This window comes from Pseudomonas sp. WS 5410, assembly GCF_012985645.1.
In the GTDB taxonomy this organism is placed as follows: domain Bacteria; phylum Pseudomonadota; class Gammaproteobacteria; order Pseudomonadales; family Pseudomonadaceae; genus Aquipseudomonas; species Aquipseudomonas shahriarae.
In genome coordinates, this window is sequence record NZ_JAAQWS010000039.1 from 1 (window position 1) to 21,553 (window position 21,553).

The 21,553-nt window shown below is 58.5% G+C and carries 10 protein-coding genes and 2 rRNA genes; 5 read left to right on the top strand and 7 right to left on the bottom strand.

Features of this window, described 5'->3' with window-relative positions:
• Positions 1–158 precede the first annotated feature (158 nt).
• The 3 genes from rrf (HBO24_RS29020) (at position 159) to HBO24_RS29030 (ending at position 2,643) form a co-directional block, all read left to right on the top strand.
• Positions 159–274, top strand: a 5S ribosomal RNA gene (rrf, locus tag HBO24_RS29020).
• A 109-nt stretch (positions 275–383) separates the two neighbouring features.
• A 5S ribosomal RNA gene (rrf, locus tag HBO24_RS29025) occupies positions 384–499 on the top strand.
• Between the two features lie 263 nt (positions 500–762).
• Complete coding sequence (locus HBO24_RS29030; RefSeq protein WP_057441336.1) at positions 763–2,643, top strand: methyl-accepting chemotaxis protein; 1,881 nt, start codon at positions 763–765, stop codon at positions 2,641–2,643.
• Positions 2,644–2,694: 51 nt separating this feature from the next.
• Here HBO24_RS29030 and HBO24_RS29035 read toward each other — a convergent pair whose 3' ends face one another.
• The 5 genes from HBO24_RS29035 to HBO24_RS29055 form a co-directional block, all read right to left on the bottom strand.
• A complete protein-coding gene (locus tag HBO24_RS29035) occupies positions 2,695–3,156 on the bottom strand; it encodes an SRPBCC family protein (RefSeq protein ID WP_057441338.1) in 462 nt (153 codons plus the stop codon).
• A gap of 22 nt (positions 3,157–3,178) precedes the next feature.
• On the bottom strand, positions 3,179–6,568 hold the full coding sequence (locus HBO24_RS29040) for an amino acid adenylation domain-containing protein (protein ID WP_170060824.1): 3,390 nt from the start codon (positions 6,566–6,568) through the stop codon (positions 3,179–3,181).
• Positions 6,565–7,512, bottom strand: coding sequence for a diiron oxygenase (locus HBO24_RS29045; RefSeq protein ID WP_057957928.1), 948 nt, complete (start codon positions 7,510–7,512; stop codon positions 6,565–6,567). The genes HBO24_RS29040 and HBO24_RS29045 overlap by 4 nt, the downstream gene beginning before the upstream one ends.
• On the bottom strand, positions 7,509–8,279 hold the full coding sequence (locus HBO24_RS29050) for a DUF3050 domain-containing protein (RefSeq protein ID WP_170060825.1): 771 nt from the start codon (positions 8,277–8,279) through the stop codon (positions 7,509–7,511). Before HBO24_RS29050 ends, HBO24_RS29045 begins: the two co-directional genes overlap by 4 nt.
• A gap of 511 nt (positions 8,280–8,790) precedes the next feature.
• Positions 8,791–9,501: a GntR family transcriptional regulator gene (locus HBO24_RS29055; RefSeq protein WP_057957930.1), complete on the bottom strand. Its 711-nt coding sequence runs from the start codon at positions 9,499–9,501 to the stop codon at positions 8,791–8,793.
• A 276-nt stretch (positions 9,502–9,777) separates the two neighbouring features.
• On the opposite strand from HBO24_RS29055, the gene lapG reads away from it, so the two are divergent.
• The gene (lapG, locus tag HBO24_RS29060; RefSeq protein WP_057441344.1) at positions 9,778–10,470 is read left to right on the top strand and encodes a cysteine protease LapG; all 693 of its coding nucleotides are present in this window, start codon (positions 9,778–9,780) and stop codon (positions 10,468–10,470) included.
• A gap of 14 nt (positions 10,471–10,484) precedes the next feature.
• Positions 10,485–12,431, top strand: coding sequence for a cyclic di-GMP receptor LapD (gene lapD, locus HBO24_RS29065; protein ID WP_057957931.1), 1,947 nt, complete (start codon positions 10,485–10,487; stop codon positions 12,429–12,431).
• 14 nt (positions 12,432–12,445) lie between these two features.
• Here the strand turns inward: lapD and HBO24_RS29070 are convergent, their stop codons facing one another.
• Together HBO24_RS29070 and HBO24_RS29075 are read right to left on the bottom strand one after the other, a co-directional pair.
• Positions 12,446–12,784 (bottom strand): hypothetical protein, encoded by a 339-nt coding sequence (locus tag HBO24_RS29070; RefSeq protein ID WP_057441348.1) that lies wholly within the window; start codon positions 12,782–12,784, stop codon positions 12,446–12,448.
• Positions 12,785–12,944: 160 nt separating this feature from the next.
• Positions 12,945–21,553: immunoglobulin-like domain-containing protein (locus HBO24_RS29075; RefSeq protein WP_346343270.1), on the bottom strand; the 8,609-nt coding region annotated here is incomplete at its 5' end.

The window sequence follows — 21,553 nt, forward strand, 5'->3', positions numbered from 1 at the left end:
ATTTGACTACTCTTGACTTGGAAACAAGCAAAAGCATCAGATTGCGGTGTGTGAAGACGAAATGAACCGAAAGTTCGAATCTCACAAAACACCGAAAGCTGTCACATACCCAATTTGCTGAAGCGAGGCCATTTGGTCACGACTCAGTACCCGAATTTCTTGACGACCATAGAGCATTGGAACCACCTGATCCCATCCCGAACTCAGTAGTGAAACGATGCATCGCCGATGGTAGTGTGGGGTTTCCCCATGTGAGAGTAGGTCATCGTCAAGATTAAATTCCAGAACCCCTGTTTGCTAACGCAAACAGGGGTTTTGTTTATGTAGAAGTCCATGAATTTCACTGGAGCGTTGCTAGTGCAACGCTCTGGTACACAGAATTTCTTGACGACCATAGAGCATTGGAACCACCTGATCCCATCCCGAACTCAGCAGTGAAACGATGCATCGCCGATGGTAGTGTGGGGTTTCCCCATGTGAGAGTAGGTCATCGTCAAGATCAAATTCCGAAACCCCCGTCTGTTAACGCAGACGGGGGTTTTGTCGTTTTGGGGGCTTATGTGTCCTCTGCTGACCGCCTGTCAGTTTCCTGCATAAAAAGAAGATGTATCCCACAAATTCCTAAGATTTATCCAACCTTGGCCGAAAGCCTGATGAGCCATGCGTGCACTGAAATAGAGCGGTCGTAGAGTCCGCCTATACCGTACATGGAACGTTGCATTCGGCACGCTCACCCCCTTTTGGCAAAAAGAAGTCGATGAAATGAATCTCAAGTTCAGTCATAAAATTCTGTTGGCCGCGTCAGGCGTTGTGGTTTTGGCCTTCGCGCTGTTTACGTTGTACAACGACTACCTGCAGCGCAACACCATCAGGCAAAATCTGGAGTCATCTATTGAGCAGTCGGGTGACCTGACTGCCAGCAGTGTGCAGAACTGGCTCAGTGGCCGGATACTGGTCCTGGAGAACCTTGCGCAGAACGTTGCTCATCAAGGCGCAAACGCCGACCTCCCCGGCCTGGTTGATCAACCGGCGTTCACCTCGAACTTCCAGTTCACCTACGTTGGCTCAACCAACGGTGTCTTCACTCAGCGTCCTGACGCAAAAATGCCTGAAGGCTACGATCCGCGTCAGCGCCCGTGGTACAAGCAAGCGGTCGCTGCCGACAAACCCATGCTGACGCCGCCTTATATGGCCGCCGTCGGTGGTTTGATCGTCACCATCGCGATGCCGGTCAAGAAAAATGGTGAGCTGCTGGGTGTAGTGGGTGGCGACTTGAGCCTGCAAACCCTGGTGAAGATCATCAACTCGGTGGACTTCGGCGGGATTGGCCACGCGTTCCTGGTCAGCGGCGATGGGCAGGTAATCGTCAGCCCTGACCAAGAGCAGGTAATGAAAAACCTCAAGGATATCTACCCAGGCAGCGGTGTCCGGATTGAGAAGGTTAATCAGGATGTCGTCCTCAATGGTCAGGACCGCATCCTGTCCTTCACCCCGATCAGCGGCTTGCCGGGTGCAGATTGGTACATAGGCCTGTCGATCGACAAAGACAAAGCCTACGCCCCCCTGGGTAAATTCCGCACCTCCGCTTTGATCGCGATGTTTATTGCCGTCACAGCGATTGCCGTGTTGCTGAGCCTGTTGATCCAGGTGCTGATGCGCCCACTGACCACCATGGGCCGCGCGATGCAGGACATTGCTCAAGGCGAGGGTGACCTGACCCGCCGCCTGGTCGTGGAAAGCAAAGATGAATTCGGTGAGCTGGGTAGTGCGTTCAACCAGTTTGTCGAGCGTATCCATGCCTCGATCAGCGAAGTGTCTTCGGCGACCAGGCATGTACACGATCTTTCCCAGCGCGTGATGGCATCGTCCAACGCCTCGATCATCGGCTCCGACGAGCAGAGCGCCCGTACCAACAGCGTTGCTGCGGCCATTAACGAACTGGGTGCCGCCACCCAGGAAATCGCCCGTAACGCCGCTGACGCCTCGCAACACGCCAGTGGCGCCAGCGAGCAAGCCGATGACGGTCGCCAAGTGGTGGAGAAAACCATCCTGGCGATGTCCGAGCTGTCGCAGAAGATCAGCTTGTCCTGCACGCAGATCGAAACCTTGAATGCCAGTACCGACAACATTGGCCACATTCTTGATGTGATCAAAGGCATCTCTCAGCAAACCAACCTGCTGGCCCTCAATGCCGCCATTGAAGCGGCCCGTGCCGGTGAAGCCGGCCGTGGCTTTGCCGTGGTCGCCGACGAGGTGCGCAACCTGGCTCACCGTACCCAGGAATCGGCGGAGGAGATCCACAAGATGATCACCTCGTTGCAGATCGGTTCACGCGAAGCGGTCACCACAATGAACGCCAGTCAGGTGTCCAGCGAAGAAAGTGTCGAGGTTGCCAACCAGGCCGGTGAGCGCTTGATCAGCGTGACCCAGCGAATCGTCGAGATTGATGGCATGAACCAATCGGTGGCGGCAGCCACTGAGGAACAGACTGCCGTGGTGGAAACCCTCAATGTTGATATCAACCAGATCAACCTGCTGAACCAGCAAGGTGTGGCCAACCTCAACGAGACCTTGAAAGACTGTGACGCGCTGTCACAACAAGCCAATCGCTTGAAGCAGTTGGTCGACAGTTTCAAGATCTGATCACCACGGGGTAAATGTGGCGCAGTGCAGCAGTGCACTGCGCCATTTTTTTCAGCCAAGCAACCGGCGTACGTTATCCAGCGCACTGTCGGCGAAGTCCTGGATAAACTGTTCAAACCCCTTTTTATCGCGGGCATCAACGGGCTCGGCGATGATGGTCCAGGTCGCCCGCGCTTGTTGCCCCTCAAGCGACTCAACACCCATTGCCGCCCACAGTCGGGCCACGCCCAAGGTGTTATAGATCGTCGTCCACGTCATGTGCATCGTCCGCGCATCGTGGCTGTTGAGCTGTTCCACGACGATATTGCCATCGTGGAACCATTTCTTGCGTAGCGATCCCACCCCGCTGCCCGTCATGCTGATACGGGCCAGGGCAGGAATGAACGCGTCAAATCCCTCGAAACGCCCCACGACCGCCCATAGCTCATCGGCGCTGCAGGCAATCACCACAGATGACACCACAGGCCTGCCCAAGGGGTTTTTGATCAACGTATCGGGTTGCAGCTGTCTCATAAGTATTTCCTGAAGGCGGGGGTCACAGAAAGCCGATGGCATTGAGGTATTGGCATCCTCTGCGTAATAACTCGGGTGCTTTTTCGGGATACTGCACACCCATTTGTTCGACGCCATGGCGTGCGTTCTCATGGCGAATCATCGAAATATCGCCGATGTCTTCTCCCAGCCCATTGAGGTAGAACCCGAGCACACCGAAAAGGGCATTCTCGCGACCTACTTCGCGCAGATGGTGCTGCCAATCCGCGACGCTCACCAACTCGAACGCATGACCTGCCTGGCGAAACGACTCCACGTAGGTTTCCCACCTCAGGGGCTGCGGATTGTGCAGGTTGAAGACGCTACGCTCGGCAACGTAGTTGCCACTGTGGAAGGCAATGAACCGTGCCAGGAAATCCACCGGCATCAGGTCGAAGTTCAAGCCCAGGCGTGGCACCCGGCCCAGCTGCAGCGATCCCTTGAGCATCAGCAGCAGGCGGTTCTTGTGGGGTTGGCAGACACCGTTGTGGCTATTGAAACTGATGTTCCCGGGTCGATAGATATTGATCCAGGCACCTTGTCCGGCGGCACGCCCCAATAGACGTTCGGCCACCCATTTGGACAGGTTGTAGCCGTTCTTGATGTACAGCGGTGGGGTGCTTGCCGCCGGCGCTTCAAGCACTTGCCCGTCGGCCCCAACGCTACTCGACGCGGATAGTGTGGAGACGAAATTGAGCACTTTCTTGCAATGGGTTTCGCACAGGCGCAGGCATTCAATGACCGGCTCCACGTTGTCCTTGGCCAGCGATGCGTAGTCCATGACGTGATTGACGTGGGCCGCGCTGTGTACCAGCACCCCGAACTGGCGGGCGAGGCGTTCATATGCATGTGCCTCCAGGCCTAAACGAGGTTGGCGCAGGTCAGCGGTGTATACCCGTACGCGGCTCAGGTCCAGGTGTTCCAGGCGGTATTCACGCATGGCGTCGGCAAACCGTATGGCGGCCGATTGTCCTGGGTTTTCGCGAACCAGGCAGGCGACTTCTGTCGCTCCGGCCACCAGCAAGGCTTCGACGATATGTATACCCAAAAAGCTGTTGGCGCCGGTCACGATAGCCTTGTGGCGATCGCCGGCACGCGCCCCTTGCAGCACGGGGATATCCAGCGGGCGTAGTGCATCGCTTATCGCCCGGGCGGTGGGCGCCGTCCCCGGCGCGCTGTCGCCCATCAACGCCGCGAGTGTCTGCACCGTTGGCGCTTCGATAAACCGGTTGAGGGGCAGGCTGCGTCCGTACAACTCGCGAATCCGCAGGAGCATGGTCGAAAGCAGAATGGAGTGACCGCCGAGATGGAAAAAACTGTCGTCAGTCGAGATCTCGTTGACCGGCAACCCCAGCAGCTCACTCCACAGGTCCAGCAATTGCGCTTCCACCGGCGTTTGGGGGAGGCAATGGGGGTTATCCGAGACGGCCTGCACGACCAGTGCCTGCAATGCCTGGCGATCAACTTTGCCATTGCTGCCATAGGGCAGGCTCGTCAACTCAGTGAATACGGTCGGCTGCATATAGTCCGGCAGCGTTTGCCTGGCGTGTTGCTTGAGCGCTGCCAGGGCCGCGCCCGAATAGCTGGGATCAGCGTGTGCCACGAACACGAGAATTCTTCGCTCACGATTAATCACCACCGCCACCTGGCGAAACAACTGGCTGGCGCGCAAACACTGCTCAATCTCCTGGGGCTCGACCCGAAAACCGCGGATCTTCACCTGCTGGTCCTGGCGCCCGACCAGTTCGATGCCCTCTGCAGTCCATTTCGCCATGTCTCCCGTGCGATAGGTGCGCAGGGTTCGGCCATCAGGCAGCGCAAGGTGCACAAAGTGCTCGGCGGTCTGCCGTGGCTGGTTCACATACCCAAGGCTTACTCCAGGGCCTGCGATGTACAGCTCGCCAACCACCTGATCCTCAACCGGTCGGCGCTGCTCGTCGAGGATCAGCACCTGACTGTTGGCGATGGGCATGCCGAGGTTGAGATTGCTGTCGTCAGCCCGCATCCGCCGGCTGCTGACCAGCACCGTGGCCTCCGTCGGGCCATACAGGTTGTGCAGGGCGCATTGCCCGGCCATTTGCTCAATGACATGGGGCTCACAGATATCACCGCCGGTCAGCAGGTGCTCCAGGCCCAGCGGCCGATCCATCGGCAGCAGGCTCAACAGCGCAGGTGGCAGGAAGGCATGGGTGATGCGCCGTTGCCGGATCAGTTCCACCAACTGGCGAGGGTCGCGACGCTGTTCTTCGCTGGGAACAATCAGGGTCGCGCCCTGGCTCAGGGCCGGAAAAAGGTCGATCAGTGAAGAGTCAAAACTCAAGGAAGAAAATTGCAGTACGCGGCTGTGCTCACTGAGCTCGACATACTGGCTGTACCACGCCGAGAAATGGGCCAGGTTCTGCTGGCTGAGCAAAACGCCCTTGGGCTGGCCGGTGGTGCCGGAGGTGTAGAGCACCATGCTGGCGCTATCAATCGAGGGTAACGTCAGGGCCAGGGGGCAGCGCTCGTCCATGTGCCGGCTGTCTATGCCGCTGACATCCACCCCAGTGAAATGCTCGCGCAACGGATGTTGGCCGTCATCGAGCAACACCGTGGCCCCTGCATTCTCCAGCATGGCCCGCTGGCGCGGCAGCGGATGGCCCGGCTCCAATGGCAGATAGACCGCGCCGCAGCCAAGAATCGCCAGAATGCTGGCATACAACTCAACCGACTTGCCCAGGCAAATACCGACCACGGGCACCTGCCCAGGCCCGAGCAACGGCCGCAAAACCTGCTGGATCGCCAGGCTGTGCCGCAACAGGCGTCGATAACTCAGGCTGAGGCCGGCGATCTCCAGGGCCGGCCTATCGGCGAAGACCCGCAAGCTGTGTTCCAACTGTTTGACCAGCGGCGTCCGGGCTTTTTGCAGCAGCGCCGGCTCATCGGTCCGGTTAAGGCGATGCAGGTAGGCCAGCCCCTCCAGGCCTTGCAGGCTTTGCTCTGGAAGGGGGGAGGCGCTCGCACGTTGGGCAAAATGTCCGGGGTTGCGCGCGAAGCCGCTGACCTGCCGCACAATCCACTCGACCAACTGTGTCACCGCCTGGCGTCGCAGTTGTTGACCGTTGCCGCAGGCTGGCGGTGCTACATCCAGCACGGCCTGCAGTTGCGATACGCGGTCATAGCAGCGTATTTGCAGGGCCGGCAGGCCGCACTCGCTCAAGGGGCCGATGGCCAGGCGCAGGCTCATCACGACCATGCCGGGCGAATCCTGGGCGACGGGCTGAGTGCCGTCTTCAATCAGCAAGTCGATGGCCGGCTCCTGCGCACCAAGGTCATGACCATAGGGTTCCAGGGCCTGCGTCAGCTCGTGCAAGGCCGTACTGGTACCGACCAGCCTAATCCCAAGGCGTCTCATGACGGGCTCCCGGATACGGGCAGATACGCGCTCATCGCCTGGGCGACGCAGGGTGTTTGCAGCAGCCCGCTGCGGCGCAGGAAACCCATGATGTTGCTGATCAGCGGGTGCTGGCGGGTGATGGGAAAGGCCAGGGCATTTACCTCGACCCGCAAAGCTTCGCGGACGGAGGGACTGATATCCAGATGGTCGATCAACAGCAGGTCGAAGTCCCTTTGCAGGTCACTGGTCAAATAGTGCTGCAGGAAGATCGGCAGCATCTGGGCGAGACAGTGGCGGTCTGCTTCGCTTGCTGTTTGCCAGTAGAGCCGCACCAGGCCGGTCCAGAAGCTGGCGTGGCGGCCCTCATCAGCCAGATGGTCGGCCATCAACCCCCTTACCGACTGTTTGACGCTGTCATCCTTGGCAAACGCCGCCACGTCATGGGTGACTGTGTTCTCGGCAATCGCCACGCCGATCAGCTCCACGGCATCACGCAGATGCGCCGGTACGTGGGCCTGCGCGCTGGGTATGGCACGGCTCAACTCGATGGCCGCAGGTAGCGCCAGCGGCGCAATACCCGTCTTCTCCTGCGTTTGCTGCATGAAGTCCAGGGCAACGAGGGCGTGGTAATCCTCATCGACCACCACGGTCATGGCGGCGTAGCGGCAGGCCACAGGGAAGGGGATTGAAAAGCGATTCTTGGCGATGCTCCTCGCGGTTTTATCGACGATCTCGGTTTCAAAGATCACCACGTCGTTGATGAATTTGTAGAACGTCTGCACCAGGACAAACTCGCGCCACTGCGGACAATGCTCCAGAAAGCCTGCACTGAGCACCAACGGTTGACGACATAGGGGATAGATCAACTTGTCGTCATCTTCCAGCAGGCGACGCGGGCGAGTACGGATGGTCGCCTGCTGCTCCCAGTCGGTCGCGAATGAGCGGTAGTCGGCAGCGGTCACAGGCTCACCTCCTGGCATCCTGCGTGCCGGCGCAGGCCGTCCCACAGGGCGATGCGGCTCTCTACGGCGCTGATGGCAGCATTCCAGGCCTGTTGTTCGCGCAGGGGATCTGCCTGGATCAGCCGCTGTAGCAGGTGTTCTGCGGCCGGTTCATGACCCTGGGCGTCCAGCTCGATGTGCCGCTGCAGGTAATAGCACAAGCTGGGGGCTTGCCGATGAGCGACATCGCAGCCTTCCAGGAGGCGCTTGAACATCGCCGGGATGACACTTTCGCGGCCATGCAGGAAGGTCGCGGCGACACAATGGGTCGGTGCGTTCAAGGCGACGTCCAGGGTGTGCCGCACAAAGCGCTCTACCGCAGGATCAATGGTGATCTGTGCCAAGGCGCTGTCGACGCTTGCTCCCTCATGCTGCAACGCGATGAATCGTTCGATGGTGATGGTGCAGGCTCCCACCTCGCGCATGGCCTCCAGATACAGTTCGAAGTGACTGCTGTGCCCGATGCCCTGGCGCTGGTCTGATTCCTCATCCAGGACAATTTCGTTGATCAGCCGCGCCGCCTGTGGGTCTGTCGGCGGCAGCCAGGGCAGGCGGATGCAGGTCAGGTCCTGTTGCAGGCGTTTGGTCAGGGTCATGAAGTCCCAGACGGCGAACACATGGTTTTGCATAAAGTGTTGTAGTTGCGGGAAAGAATTGATTTCCAGGAAAATCGGATGTTCATGTAATTGTTGTTTTTTATGTCTAAGTAGTTCTTGTAGTTGAAACATAGTTAATGCCTATAAGTCGTTATGCCGACTCAAATAAAAAGTTTGTTTAGAACCAAGCGTGGGTTGTTGGCGAGTACTTCGTTGCCCGGCAAGCAACAGGTAGTGACAAAGCATCCTATTCTTGTTGGAGCGCGCGTCGTCCACAGCTATGCCTAAGCCTGTGCCTACGCGTTCGAATGGAGTGCCAAGACCAATTAAAGAATAATCACTTGGTTAAGTGTTCAAATACTTTCTGAGTTGTATAAGGTTTTTTTGCAGGAAGGGAAATGCTGCAGTTGAACTTACTGTTCGGGGTGGGAACTTTCCTTGTTGTTTGCGAGTTTTATGTGGGTGGACTTAACGGGCAGGGTTTGATCCATTATTGCTTTGCAACGCTGCAGGTTCCTATCGGTCGATATCGAGTCTGTTGGCGCAACCATCCAGGAGGGTGACGGCAGGCATGGACCGGCTTTGGGCGTGTGCGGCGCCTGGTCATCCAGGTCGCGCACTGGGCGGCTAAAGCCGGGAGAAGTCAACGCGGACCTTTGTCGTTGTCCTGTTCAATGCTGTTGAGGTATTGAGTGATCACTTCCATGCCGCGCATCAGGTGATTACGCAGCGTCAGCACGCTCTGCTCGACTTTTTTCTGCGCGACCAGATTCAGCAGCTCGCGATGGTCCTCCTGGGAGGTTTTGCCCAGTCCCATGGCTTCAAGGTTGAAGCGCAGGAACCGCTCCTCCTCGTTCAGCCCGTGTTCCACCAGGTTCAACAACCGCTGGTTGGGTGCCTTGCCATACAACGCCATGTGAAACAGGCGGTTGAGCCGGCCGATTTCGGTGTAGTCGGTTTCGCACTCAAGGGTGTCGATCAAGGCACCCGCCTGCTCGATATCGCTCTGGGTGAGTAATGGGATAGACAAGCGCAGTGCTTCCGACTCCAGGAGAATACGCAGGGCGTAGGTCTCCGCCGAGTTATCTTCAATCAGCGGAGCAACCACGGCGCCTTTATGGGTTACCACATGCAACAGCGATTGTGCCTCCAGCTGGCGCAGGGCTTCGCGCACCGGCATCCGGCTGACCCCGAACAGGCTGGCCAGCTCTTGCTGGCGCATGGCGGTGCCGCAGGGCAGGCGACCATCCAGTATGGCGTTGCGCAATGTTTCTTCAATAACGGAGCGCGCGAGGTGAGCGGGAATGGGCCCACTGATCTTGATGCTGCTCAAAGGGTTCGGCTTGTGCGTCACGACTACGCTATCCTCCTTTCTTGTTGGAATGGGTTTTGGCTAATTGGATCCAAAGAACACTAGAGATTGCATGCAGGCTTGTCAAACAGGCAAAGTTTCCCTTTGTAAGCGACTCAACAGCGCGGTTTTACATCGCACATTATGGCTGGCGGGCGTCTTACAAGTGCGATTGCTTTAGCTGAGTGGACGCTGGGTGATTGCACTGTGCCATTGTCTTTTGCCGACTGACCCTTCACCATCGAATGATTCTCCGTCTCTTTCTACGGACTGAAGCCATTGGCGGTACGTTTTACTCCCTCGCGGATCCTGTGCTGGCTGTTTTCAGCGCTGCTGCTGGCTGGCTTACTGCCTGGCGGGCTGCATGCCGATTGGGATTTTTCCCAGATCAGCCGGCGCGCTACAGCGCTTTATGGACCGCTGGGCGCGGGCCAGCAGCGTATCGACGACTGGCAGCGGCTGCTGGCCACGCAAAAACAAGGCAGCGAGTTGGAGCAGCTCAAGGTGGTCAACCTGTTCTTCAACAAGCGGGTGCGCTATGTCGAAGATGTCGACTTATGGAGCCAGGTCGATTATTGGGAGACGCCCATCGAAGCCCTGTGGAAGGGCGCCGGCGATTGTGAAGACTATGCCATTGCCAAGTATTTCAGCCTGCGACACCTGGGCGTCTCCAGCGACAAATTGCGCATTACCTACGTCAAGGCATTGCGGCAGAATCGCGCCCATATGGTCTTGACCTATTATTCGACGCCAGAGGCCATGCCACTGGTACTCGACAGCCTGATCGACGAGATCCAGCCTGCCAGCCAACGGACCGACTTGCTGCCGGTCTACTCCTTCAACGCCGAAGGCTTGTACCTGCCCGGCGCCAAAGGCAACAAAAAGGTCGGCGACACCAAGCGCCTGTCGCGCTGGCAGGATGTGTTGAAAAAAATGCGGGCGGAAGGCTTCCCAGCCGAGCCGGCCAACTAGGAGTAACTGTTCAGATGTCACTGTTCAAACAGCTGTTGATCGCTATCTGTCTGTTCCTGGTGGTCGCCTTCAGCGGCAGCTTCATGGTCAGCCTGGAAAGTTCGCGTACCCAATACGTGAACCAACTGCGCTCCCACGCGCAGGACGCGGCGACCGCCCTGGCGCTGTCCCTGACGCCCAATATCGACGACCCGGCGATGGTCGAACTGCTGGTCAGCTCGATCTTCGACAGCGGTTATTACGCGAGCATCCGCGTGGTCGACGTGACCAATGACCAGGTCATTGTCGAGCGCAGTGGTATCCCCGACAACAACGGCGTGCCCAACTGGTTCGTCAAGTTGATCGGCCTGGAACCGGCCGGCGGCGACGCCCTGGTCAGCCGTGGCTGGGAGCAGGCGGCGCGGGTCGAGGTGGTCAGCCATCCGATGTTCGCCCTGGCCAAGCTGTGGCAGAGCGCCCTGGGCAGCCTGGGCTGGCTGCTGCTGTGCGGCGCCGTCAGTGCGGTGCTGGGTGCGCTGTTACTGCGCCGGCAACTCAAGCCTCTGGACTATATGGTCAAACAGTCCCATGCCATTGCCCGTCGTGAGTTCCTGAGCCTGCCGGATCTGCCGCGCACCCCGGAGCTGCGCCGCGTGGTACAGGCGATGAACCAGATGGTGGAAAAGCTCAAGGCGCTGTTCCAGGAACAGGCCGAGCGCAGCGAAAAACTGCGGGTGGAATCCTATCAGGACAACCTCACGGGCCTGGCCAACCGTCGTTATTTCGAGATGCAACTCAATGCCCGGGTCAGCAACCCCGAAGAAACCAGCTCAGGCTACCTGCTGGTGCTGCGGGTCAAGGACCTGGCCGGCCTCAACCAGCGCCTCGGTGGCCAGCGCACCGACCAGCTGCTGCAGGCAGTCGGCGAACAACTGCTGCGCCAGTGCGAGCCGTACCCGGAAACCCACAACCTGATTACGCGCATCCGCGGCGGCGAGTTTGCCGTGCTGGCGCCGGGGCTGATGCGTGAAGAGGCGATGCAGCTGGCGCAGAACCTGGAAAGCACCCTGCAAAGCCTGCAAGCCACCGGCGCCAGTGACGTTTCGCCGGTTGCCTGTATCGGCCTGGCGCCGTTCAGTCACGGTGATTCCCCCCAGGCCCTGCTGACCCTGGCCGACCAGGCATTGGCGCAGGCCGAAACCCTGGGTGACGTGAGTTGGGTGTGCCTGGACCACAGCGCTGCCGCCAGCGTCGGCGACGATCATCATGCCTGGCACTCACTGTTGGACCTGGCGCTGAGCCAGCAACGCTTCGAGCTGTACTTCCAGCCGGTGGTGGCCGCCCAGGATCCGCAACTGATCCTGCACTACAAAGTGCTCTCGCGTTTGGTGGACGATCAGGGCCACACCATCCCGGCCGGCCGTTTCCTGCCTTGGCTGGAGCGGTTTGGCTGGTCGGCGCGTCTGGACCGACTGATGCTCGAGCTGGTGCTCAAGCAGATGGCCAGCCATGAACATTCGTTGGCCCTGAACCTGTCTGCGGCCACGCTGGCAGACCCCCAAGCCCTGAACCGCGTGTTCGACCTGCTGCGTCAGCATTCCAACCTGGGCCCGCGCCTGACCCTGGAAATCGGTGAAGAGCAACTGCCCGAACAGGCGGTACTGGAGCAGTTGACCCAGCGTCTGCGAGAGCTGAACTTCTCCCTCAGCCTGCAACGCTTTGGCGGGCGCTTCAGCATGATCGGCAACCTGGCGCGCCTGGGCCTGGCCTACCTGAAGATCGATGGCAGCTACATCCGCGACATCGACCAGGAAAGCGACAAGCGCCTGTTTATCGAAGCTATCCAGCGCGCAGCCCACAGCATCGACTTGCCGCTGATTGCCGAGCGGGTCGAAACCGAGGGTGAGTTGCAGGTGATTCGCGAGATGGGGATTTTTGGCGTGCAGGGCCAGCTGTTTGGCGAGCCGGCGCCCTGGCGCTGAGGCCGTGGCCGGCCTCAGATCAGGCCGGTCTCATCATCATTGATCAGGTGGCTCAGGCCACCCAGTGATTCCCGTGCGTGGCTGCGATCCTTGAGCTTGGCTTGCGCGGCAACCGGCAGGTCCGTGAGGTTGATCACGCCTTTCTGGATCAGCACCTGAATCAAGTCTTCCAGCACCCGGATCATCTCCGAGTCACTGTGCTTGAGCTGCTTGAGGCTCAGCTCCGCTTCTTCATTGGCAAACCAGGCCTGGATCTCATGATGATCCGCGGGCAGGGTGCCGGTCGATTCGGCGAAGGCAACCGCTTCGGCGCGAATCAGCTCACCCTGTGCATCACGTTGCACGTAGAACATTGAACATCCCTCATGAGGAGAACTGACGACAGCCTGTCAGCAGCATAGGCCAACGGAGCGCGATTGGACGTGAGTATGCCGTGCAATCGTTGCCCCATGCCAGTGAACGGTGGCCGCAAATGAATCGGCCGCCTCAAGAGGCGGCCGGGTCATTGGTTCATTAGGTGTGATCGACCTTGATGGTCGGGTCAGCACCACTGATCAACGAATTGATCGTCTGGCCGGACCAGTTGTTACCTTCCAGCTTGATCGTCACATCCGCATTGGCCAGGCCACCGGCGGCGTTGAGCTTGCCTTCGGAACTGATCTGCAGCGTGGTCACGTTATCCACCGTGGTCAACTTCAGGAAGTTGTCGATGGTGCTGTCGGTTTCACCCTTGAGCAGGTCACGCAGGTCGATACGGTCGCCTTCCGAGGCCTTGAAGTCCTTGATCACGTCGTTGCCGACGTCACCGGATCTCCAGACAAAGGTATCGGCACCAGTGCCGCCGATCAGGATGTCATTGCCCTGGCCGCCGATCAGCGTGTCGTTACCCGTACCGCCCAACAGGATGTCGTTGCCCTTGCCCCCGTCCAGGTAGTCGTTGCCGCCCTGGCCGAACAGGATGTCATCACCCGAGCCACCCAGCAGGGTGTCATTACCGTCCTTGGCACCCGAGGTGTTGAACTCGTTGTAGTGCTCGGTGATGTACTTGTGCACATCCTGGCCGGTGACAGCAGCAACCGCCACGCCGTTTTTCCCTGCCACGTAGGTCTGGATGGCGTTATAGCCCTCGCCGGTAATGCCCGGGAAGCTCACCAGGTCGCCGAACAGGATGTCGTTGCCGTCACCCCCATCGACACGGTCGGCACCCGGCAGGGTAGCCTCGCTGCTCCCGAGGATGGCGTTGGCCAGGTCCTTGGGATCGATGTTGGCTTGTGGCTTGTTGTCGCTGTCGTACGGTGCCAACTGCTCCAGGCCGACCCCGCTTTTAAGGCCGATGGCTTCTACGCCACCTGTGGACAGGCCTTTGAGCAGTGCGAACGCGTTCTGCGAGTTGGTAGCGGTGGCTGTATCGGTGTAGCTGCCATAACCGTCACGAACGGATGTCTCATAGGTGCCATCCCCTTGGGCGTGGATGGTCCCCCGGTCGTACGCTGTGCCGTAGTACCAGAGGGTCACCTTACCGACAGAGTTGATCTCAAGGGAGATATTCGACTCGATATTGATCCGGGTGGCGGTACCTAAGGTGTAGTTGTTCATGTTAACGACGTCATCAAGCTTGACGTTGCCGTACAAGGTCGGGTTGGTCTGCTCAGCACGCTGATAGAACGTCGGTTCACCATCAGTGATGAAATATGTGGTGTTGATTGCGCCAGTGTTGCCAGTCGCCAGGCCACTTTTGAAGAAGTTGGATGCCGCCTTGAACACGTCTTCGTAGTTGGTGCCGCCGGTCGACACCATCTTATCCAGGACTTTCTGCAGCGCATCCAGTGCACCCGGGTCTTTCAGGTTGACTGTAACCGTGCGATTGACCTGGTCACTGAAGTCCGCCAGGAAGATGTTCACGGTGCCAGAGGTGCTGGAGCCGATACTGTTTTTCAGTGAGTTGAACACGGTGGTCAGCGAGGTTTTCGCCGCCGCTACCGAGTCCGAACCCATACTGCCCGACGTATCGATCATGAACGCGATGTTGTAGTTCTTGCCCTGTACCACGTTCAGGCCAGAAACGTCCGCCACGATGATGTCGTTGCTGCTGCTACCGATGACGTTGTCATCGCCCGAAGTCGCCGTGCTCCCGCTATAGGTGGCCGGGTACACCTTGACAGGCACATTGGCCACGGTTGTGGCCGAGCCGCCGAGGCTTTCGGTGGAGGTCGACGTCACGGTCAGGTTGTACTGGCCGCTGGTGTAAGGCAGCGGTTTGAGGCTCAAATTATTGAGGTCCCAACCGGTGACATTGACTTCGGTCTGGCCATTGGTAGCCGTAAAGGTATGCCCGGCACCATCGCTGAGCACTGCGCCCACCGGGATGCTGCCAATCTTCACGCTCAGGGTTTCCGAACCGTCGGTATCGGTCAGGCCGGTGGTGACCTTGGTCAGTTTGACCGTGCCGTTTTCCAGCCCTTCGTTGAGCTTATACGCGTCGTAGTAGCCCTGGCCGTTGGTGCCGTGCAGGTCAGACACCTGGGCACCTGCGTTGATCAGGTCGTTGACCCCGGTGTAGATCGGGATGTTGGTATTACTCAGGTTCGTCGCCGCCCCACCGTTGACCGACAGGTTGACGTCATAGCTACCGGCACCTGCCTGGTTCGCGTGGTAAATATCGATGCTGTAGTAGCCATTGCTGGTCGGGATGAACGTGCCGCTGAACTGGCCGGAGTTCGAACCCCATGTACCGCTGGCCACGTCTTTACCCCCGATGTTGACCAGGATGCTGTCATCGCCGTAGCCACTGAAGGTATAGGACTTGCCTGCTTCCAGGTAGATCAGGCCAGAAGTCTTCGATCCGGCACCGGCTGCTACGTCTGCGGTTGACGTGACGTCAGTCGAAATCGTCGTGCTGTTAGGTGTGCCAGCTTTATTGATCGCATTTTTCAGCTCGGTTGCCGAGGCGCCATTACCGTTGCTGCCCAGGTTCGCAATGCTGTTCCAGCTCTGCTTGGTCAGGCCTACCGATGCGATGTTGTTATCGGCAACGCTCAACGTCGGCGCATCCGCAACCGGGGTGATGTCGACTTTCACGGTAGCGCTGGTGCCCAGGTCCTTGCCATCGGTTGGCTGGAACTTGAACTGTGCGTAGTCAGCCTGCTTGTTGCCCACACCGGTGCCGCCGTAGCCGTCGGCTCCGGATTCGTTGGCGTTTGGCGTGAAGCGCAACTGGCCGCCGTCGATCTGCGCCTTGGTGAAGGTCTGGCCGGCTGTCACGTTGGTCCAGGTGGTGCCGTCCGCTGCCAGGTACTGCAGCTTGCCAGCGACCGGCAGCTCGGTGATTTTCACCCCGAGGCTGGCCTGAGGGGAATCCACATCGGTGACCCCGAAATTGGCCCAAGTCAGCTTCAGCGATGTGTCTTCGGTGCCGGTGACGGCGCCGCCAGTGGCAACCGGTGCGTCGTTGACCGCCACTACGTTGACTGTGGTGGTCGCTACGTTCGAGTAGTTGCCGCCGTCGGTCACGGTCACGGTGATGGTCCGTGGCGTGGTGCTCGGGTCTTCGCTGCTGTTGCTGAACGTGATGTTCTTGATCTGCTGCATGTAGTCAGCCAGCGACGCCGTCCCGGTCAGGGTCAGGGTGATCTTGCCGGTGACAGGATCCGTGACCGAGGTCACGTTCATACCGCTGACCTTGCTGTAGTCCAGCAAGTCGTTCGGCTGAGTATTGGTCAGCACCACCGTGGCGCCAGTCAGTTGGGTGCTGTCCGGGTCGGTGATGCGGATGTCGGTGTCAGCAATCGACACGCCAGTGCCGCCCTCGGTGAACGTGGTCTTGAAGTCGTTCCCGGTGGCGCCGCTGGAGTTGTTGGCATCCAGGTCGATGGTCGGTGGTGCATCGTTATCGATGATCGACGTTTCGATTTTACCGTTGGTGGTGCTGACAACCAGGTTCTCGAAGTTACCGCCGGAGGTACCGGAGATGCTGATCTCGAACTTCTCCGTAGGCTCGGTCAGCTTGTCGTCGATGGTCTTGATATCGAACGTCGCAGTGCTTTGGCCGGCTGGAATCTTCACGGTGTACACGCCGTTGAAGTCCGAACCGTCCTGGGCCACACCTTTATACGAGAGGGTCACCGTGACTTCGGTGGCTGCCGGCTGGGTCAGGTTCAGCGTGTAATGAGCGGTCTGGCCTTCGGTCACCGAGGTATCGCCCGCGATACTGATCACGGTGTTGCTCGTCACGTCCGTCACCTTGGTGACTACCGGAGTACCGACCGGGATCAGGTTTTCATACTTGTCGCCACCGCTGACCACGTTAGTGATCTTGGCGGAAATATCCTTGGCGCCCACGTAGAAGTCATTCGGCGCGGTGAAGTTGGCGGTACTGCTGGTCTTGCCATTACCGATGGTAATGATCAAGTCGTTGTCCAACTTGATCACCAGGTCGGAACCCACGTTGGTCACGGCCGCACCGTTTTTGTCCACGAGGCTGGCGGTGTAGACGATCTGGCCACCTTCGGCGACGCTGGTGGTGGCGGTCAGCACAACCTTCACTTCGTCGATGGTGTCGTTGATCTGCGTCGTTGCGCCGTTGCCTGCAACCACGAGTTTCTCGAAGTTGCCACCGTCAGTACCGGTGATCTTGACGGTCTGGGTGCTCTTGTCGATGAACACGTCATCGCCAGGGGCGTTCACCGTCACGGTGCCGACAGTTTCACCGGCCTTGATGGTGATGGTTTGCTTGTTATCGAGGGTCAAGGTGACGTCAGTGTCAGCCTTGTTGCTCAAGGTGGCGGTGTAGGTGATGGTGCCGCCTTCGTTGACGGCGCTTGGCGCGGTCAGGGTGACGGTAGTGGTGTTATCGGTGCCCGGTGTGTCAGTGACAGTCGTAGTGACCTTGTCAGTCCCAGGAACCAGGTTCTCAAAGTGCGTGCCACCGGTGACTTCTTTAATGCCGGTAGTAACAGTCTGGTCGCCTTTGTACACATCATCCGGAGCCACAACCGAGACAGTCCCGCTCGACTGGTTCACACCGATGGTGATGACCTGGTTGTTATCCAGGGTCACAGTCACAGGGTTGGTGATGTTGGTCACCGGCGCGCCGTTTTTATCCACAAGGGTGGCGGTGTAGACGATCTGGCCGCCTTCACCCACGGTTTTGGTCGCGGTCAGCACTACATCGACCTTGTCGATGGTGTCGTTGATCTGCGTCGTTGCGCCGTTGCCTGCAACCACGAGTTTCTCGAAGTTGCCACCGTCGGTGCCAGTGATCTTGACGGTCTGGGTGCTCTTGTCGACGAACACGTCATCGCCAGGGGCATCAACGGTGACGGTGCCGACGGTTTCACCGGCCTTGATGGTGATGGTTTGTTTGTTATCGAGGGTCAAGGTGACGTCAGTGTCGGCCTTGTTGCTCAAGGTGGCGGTGTAGGTGATGGTGCCGCCTTCGTTGACGGCGCTTGGCGCGGTCAGGGTGACGGTGGTGGTGTTATCGGTACCTGGGGTATCAGTGACAGTCGTGGTGACCTTGTCAGTACCCGGAACCAAGTTCTCAAAGTGCGTGCCACCGGTGACTTCTTTAATGCCGGTAGTAACAGTCTGGTCGCCTTTGTACACATCATCCGGTGCCACAACCGAGACAGTCCCGCTCGACTGGTTCACACCAATGGTGATGACCTGGTTGTTATCCAGGGTCACGGTCACAGGGCTGGTGATGTTAGTCACCGGCGCGCCGTTTTTATCCACCAAGGTAGCGGTGTAAACGATCTCGCCGCCTTCGCCCACAGTTTTAGTGGCGGTCAGGACCACATCGACCTTGTCGATGGTGTCGTTGATCTGCGTCGTTGCGCCGTTGCCTGCAACCACGAGCTTCTCGAAGTTGCCGCCGTCAGTACCGGTGATCTTGACGGTCTGGGTGCTCTTATCAACGAACACGTCATCGCCAGGGGCATCAACGGTGACGGTACCAACAGTTTCGCCGGCCTTGATGGTGATGGTTTGCTTGTTGTCCAGCGTCAGGGTGACGTCGGTATCCGCTTTATTAGAAAGCGTAGCGGTGTAGGTGATTTTCCCACCCTCACTCACTTCCGACGGAGCCGTCAGCGTCACTGTCGTGGTGTTATCGGTACCTGGGGTATCAGTGACAGTCGTGGTGACTTTGTCAGTACCTGGAACCAGGTTTTCAAAGTGCTCGCCACCGGTGACTTCTTTAATACCGGTCGTGACGGTTTGATCACCTTTGTACACATCATCCGGTGCCACAACCGAAACAGTACCGCTCGACTGGTTCACACCGATGGTGATGACCTGGTTGTTATCCAGAGTCACGGTCACAGGGCTGGTGATGTTGGTCACCGGCGCGCCGTTCTTATCCACCAAGGTCGCGGTGTAGACGATCTCGCCGCCTTCGCCCACAGTTTTAGTGGCGGTCAGGACCACATCGACCTTGTCGATGGTGTCGTTGATTTGCGTCGTTGCGCCGTTTCCTGCAACCACGAGCTTCTCGAAGTTGCCGCCGTCAGTCCCGGTGATCTGGACAGTCTGGGTGCTCTTGTCGACGAACACGTCATCGCCAGGGGCATCAACGGTGACGGTACCAACAGTTTCGCCGGCCTTGATGGTGATGGTTTGCTTGTTGTCCAGCGTCAGGGTGACGTCGGTATCCGCTTTATTAGAAAGCGTAGCGGTGTAGGTGATTTTCCCACCCTCACTCACTTCCGACGGAGCCGTCAGCGTCACTGTCGTGGTGTTATCGGTACCTGGGGTATCAGTGACAGTCGTGGTGACTTTGTCAGTACCTGGAACCAGGTTTTCAAAGTGCTCGCCACCGGTGACTTCTTTAATACCGGTCGTGACGGTTTGATCACCTTTGTACACATCATCCGGTGCCACAACCGAAACAGTACCGCTCGACTGGTTCACACCGATGGTGATGACCTGGTTGTTGTCCAGGGTCACAGTCACAGGGTTGGTGATGTTGGTCACCGGCGCGCCGTTTTTATCCACAAGGGTGGCGGTGTAGACGATCTCGCCGCCTTCACCCACAGTTTTGGTGGCGGTCAGGACCACATCGACCTTGTCGATGGTGTCGTTGATTTGCGTCGTTGCGCCGTTGCCTGCAACCACGAGCTTCTCGAAGTTGCCGCCATCGGTGCCGGTGATCTGGACGGTCTGGGTGCTCTTGTCGACGAACACGTCGTCGCCTGGAGCATCAACGGTGACGGTACCGACGGTTTCGCCGGCCTTGATGGTGATGGTTTGTTTGTTATCGAGTGTCAGGGTGACGTCAGTGTCAGCCTTGTTGCTCAAGGTGGCGGTGTAAGTGATCTGGCCACCTTCACTCACTTCCGACGGAGCAGTCAGCGTCACGGTCGTGGTGTTATCGGTACCTGGGGTATCAGTGACAGTCGTAGTGACTTTGTCAGTCCCAGGAACCAGGTTTTCAAAGTGCTCGCCACCGGTGACTTCTTTAATGCCGGTAGTAACAGTCTGGTCGCCTTTGTACACATCATCCGGTGCCACAACCGAGACAGTCCCGCTCGACTGATTCACACCGATGGTGATGACCTGGTTGTTGTCCAGAGTCACGGTCACAGGGCTGGTGATGTTGGTCACCGGCGCGCCGTTCTTATCCACCAAGGTAGCGGTGTAGACGATCTCGCCGCCTTCGCCCACAGTTTTAGTGGCGGTCAGGACCACATCGACCTTGTCGATGGTGTCGTTGATCTGCGTCGTTGCGCCGTTGCCTGCAACCACGAGCTTCTCGAAGTTGCCGCCGTCGGTGCCGGTGATCTGGACGGTCTGGGTGCTCTTGTCGACGAACACGTCGTCGCCTGGAGCATCAACGGTGACGGTACCGACGGTTTCACCGGCCTTGATGGTGATGGTTTGTTTGTTATCGAGTGTCAGGGTGACGTCAGTGTCAGCCTTGTTGCTCAAGGTGGCGGTGTAAGTGATCTGGCCACCTTCACTCACTTCCGACGGAGCAGTCAGCGTCACGGTCGTGGTGTTATCGGTACCTGGGGTATCAGTGACAGTCGTAGTGACTTTGTCAGTCCCAGGAACCAGGTTTTCAAAGTGCTCGCCACCGGTGACTTCTTTAATGCCGGTAGTAACAGTCTGGTCGCCTTTGTACACATCATCCGGTGCCACAACCGAGACAGTCCCGCTCGACTGATTCACACCGATGGTGATGACCTGGTTGTTGTCCAGAGTCACGGTCACAGGGCTGGTGATGTTGGTCACCGGCGCGCCGTTCTTATCCACCAAGGTAGCGGTGTAGACGATCTCGCCGCCTTCGCCCACAGTTTTAGTGGCGGTCAGGACCACATCGACCTTGTCGATGGTGTCGTTGATCTGCGTCGTTGCGCCGTTGCCTGCAACCACGAGCTTCTCGAAGTTGCCGCCGTCGGTGCCGGTGATCTGGACGGTCTGGGTGCTCTTGTCGACGAACACGTCGTCGCCTGGAGCATCAACGGTGACGGTACCGACGGTTTCACCGGCCTTGATGGTGATGGTTTGTTTGTTATCGAGGGTCAGGGTGACGTCAGTGTCAGCCTTGTTGCTCAAGGTGGCGGTGTAGGTGATGGTGCCGCCTTCGTTGACGGCGCTTGGCGCGGTCAGGGTGACGGTGGTGGTGTTATCGGTACCTGGGGTATCAGTAACAGTCGTGGTGACCTTGTCAGTACCCGGAACCAAGTTCTCAAAGTGCGTGCCACCGGTGACTTCTTTAATACCGGTCGTGACGGTTTGATCACCTTTGTACACATCATCCGGAGCCACAACCGAGACAGTACCGCTCGACTGGTTCACACCGATGGTGATGACCTGGTTGTTATCCAGAGTCACGGTCACAGGGCTGGTGATGTTGGTCACCGGCGCGCCGTTCTTATCCACCAAGGTCGCGGTGTAGACGATCTCGCCGCCTTCGCCCACAGTTTTAGTGGCGGTCAGGACCACATCGACCTTGTCGATGGTGTCGTTGATTTGCGTCGTTGCGCCGTTTCCTGCAACCACGAGTTTCTCGAAGTTGCCGCCGTCGGTGCCGGTGATCTGGACGGTCTGGGTGCTCTTGTCGACGAACACGTCGTCGCCTGGAGCATCAACGGTGACGGTACCAACAGTTTCGCCGGCCT

Bases quoted from the DNA above. Each gene is read 5' to 3' on its own strand.
- HBO24_RS29030 (WP_057441336.1), top strand. From the start codon at position 763: ATGAATCTCAAGTTCAGTCATAAAATTCTGTTGGCCGCGTCAGGCGTT.
- HBO24_RS29035 (WP_057441338.1), bottom strand. From the start codon at position 3,156: ATGAGACAGCTGCAACCCGATACGTTGATCAAAAACCCCTTGGGCAGG.
- HBO24_RS29040 (WP_170060824.1), bottom strand. From the start codon at position 6,568: ATGAGACGCCTTGGGATTAGGCTGGTCGGTACCAGTACGGCCTTGCAC.
- HBO24_RS29050 (WP_170060825.1), bottom strand. From the start codon at position 8,279: ATGTTTCAACTACAAGAACTACTTAGACATAAAAAACAACAATTACAT.
- lapD (WP_057957931.1), top strand. From the start codon at position 10,485: ATGTCACTGTTCAAACAGCTGTTGATCGCTATCTGTCTGTTCCTGGTG.
- HBO24_RS29070 (WP_057441348.1), bottom strand. From the start codon at position 12,784: ATGTTCTACGTGCAACGTGATGCACAGGGTGAGCTGATTCGCGCCGAA.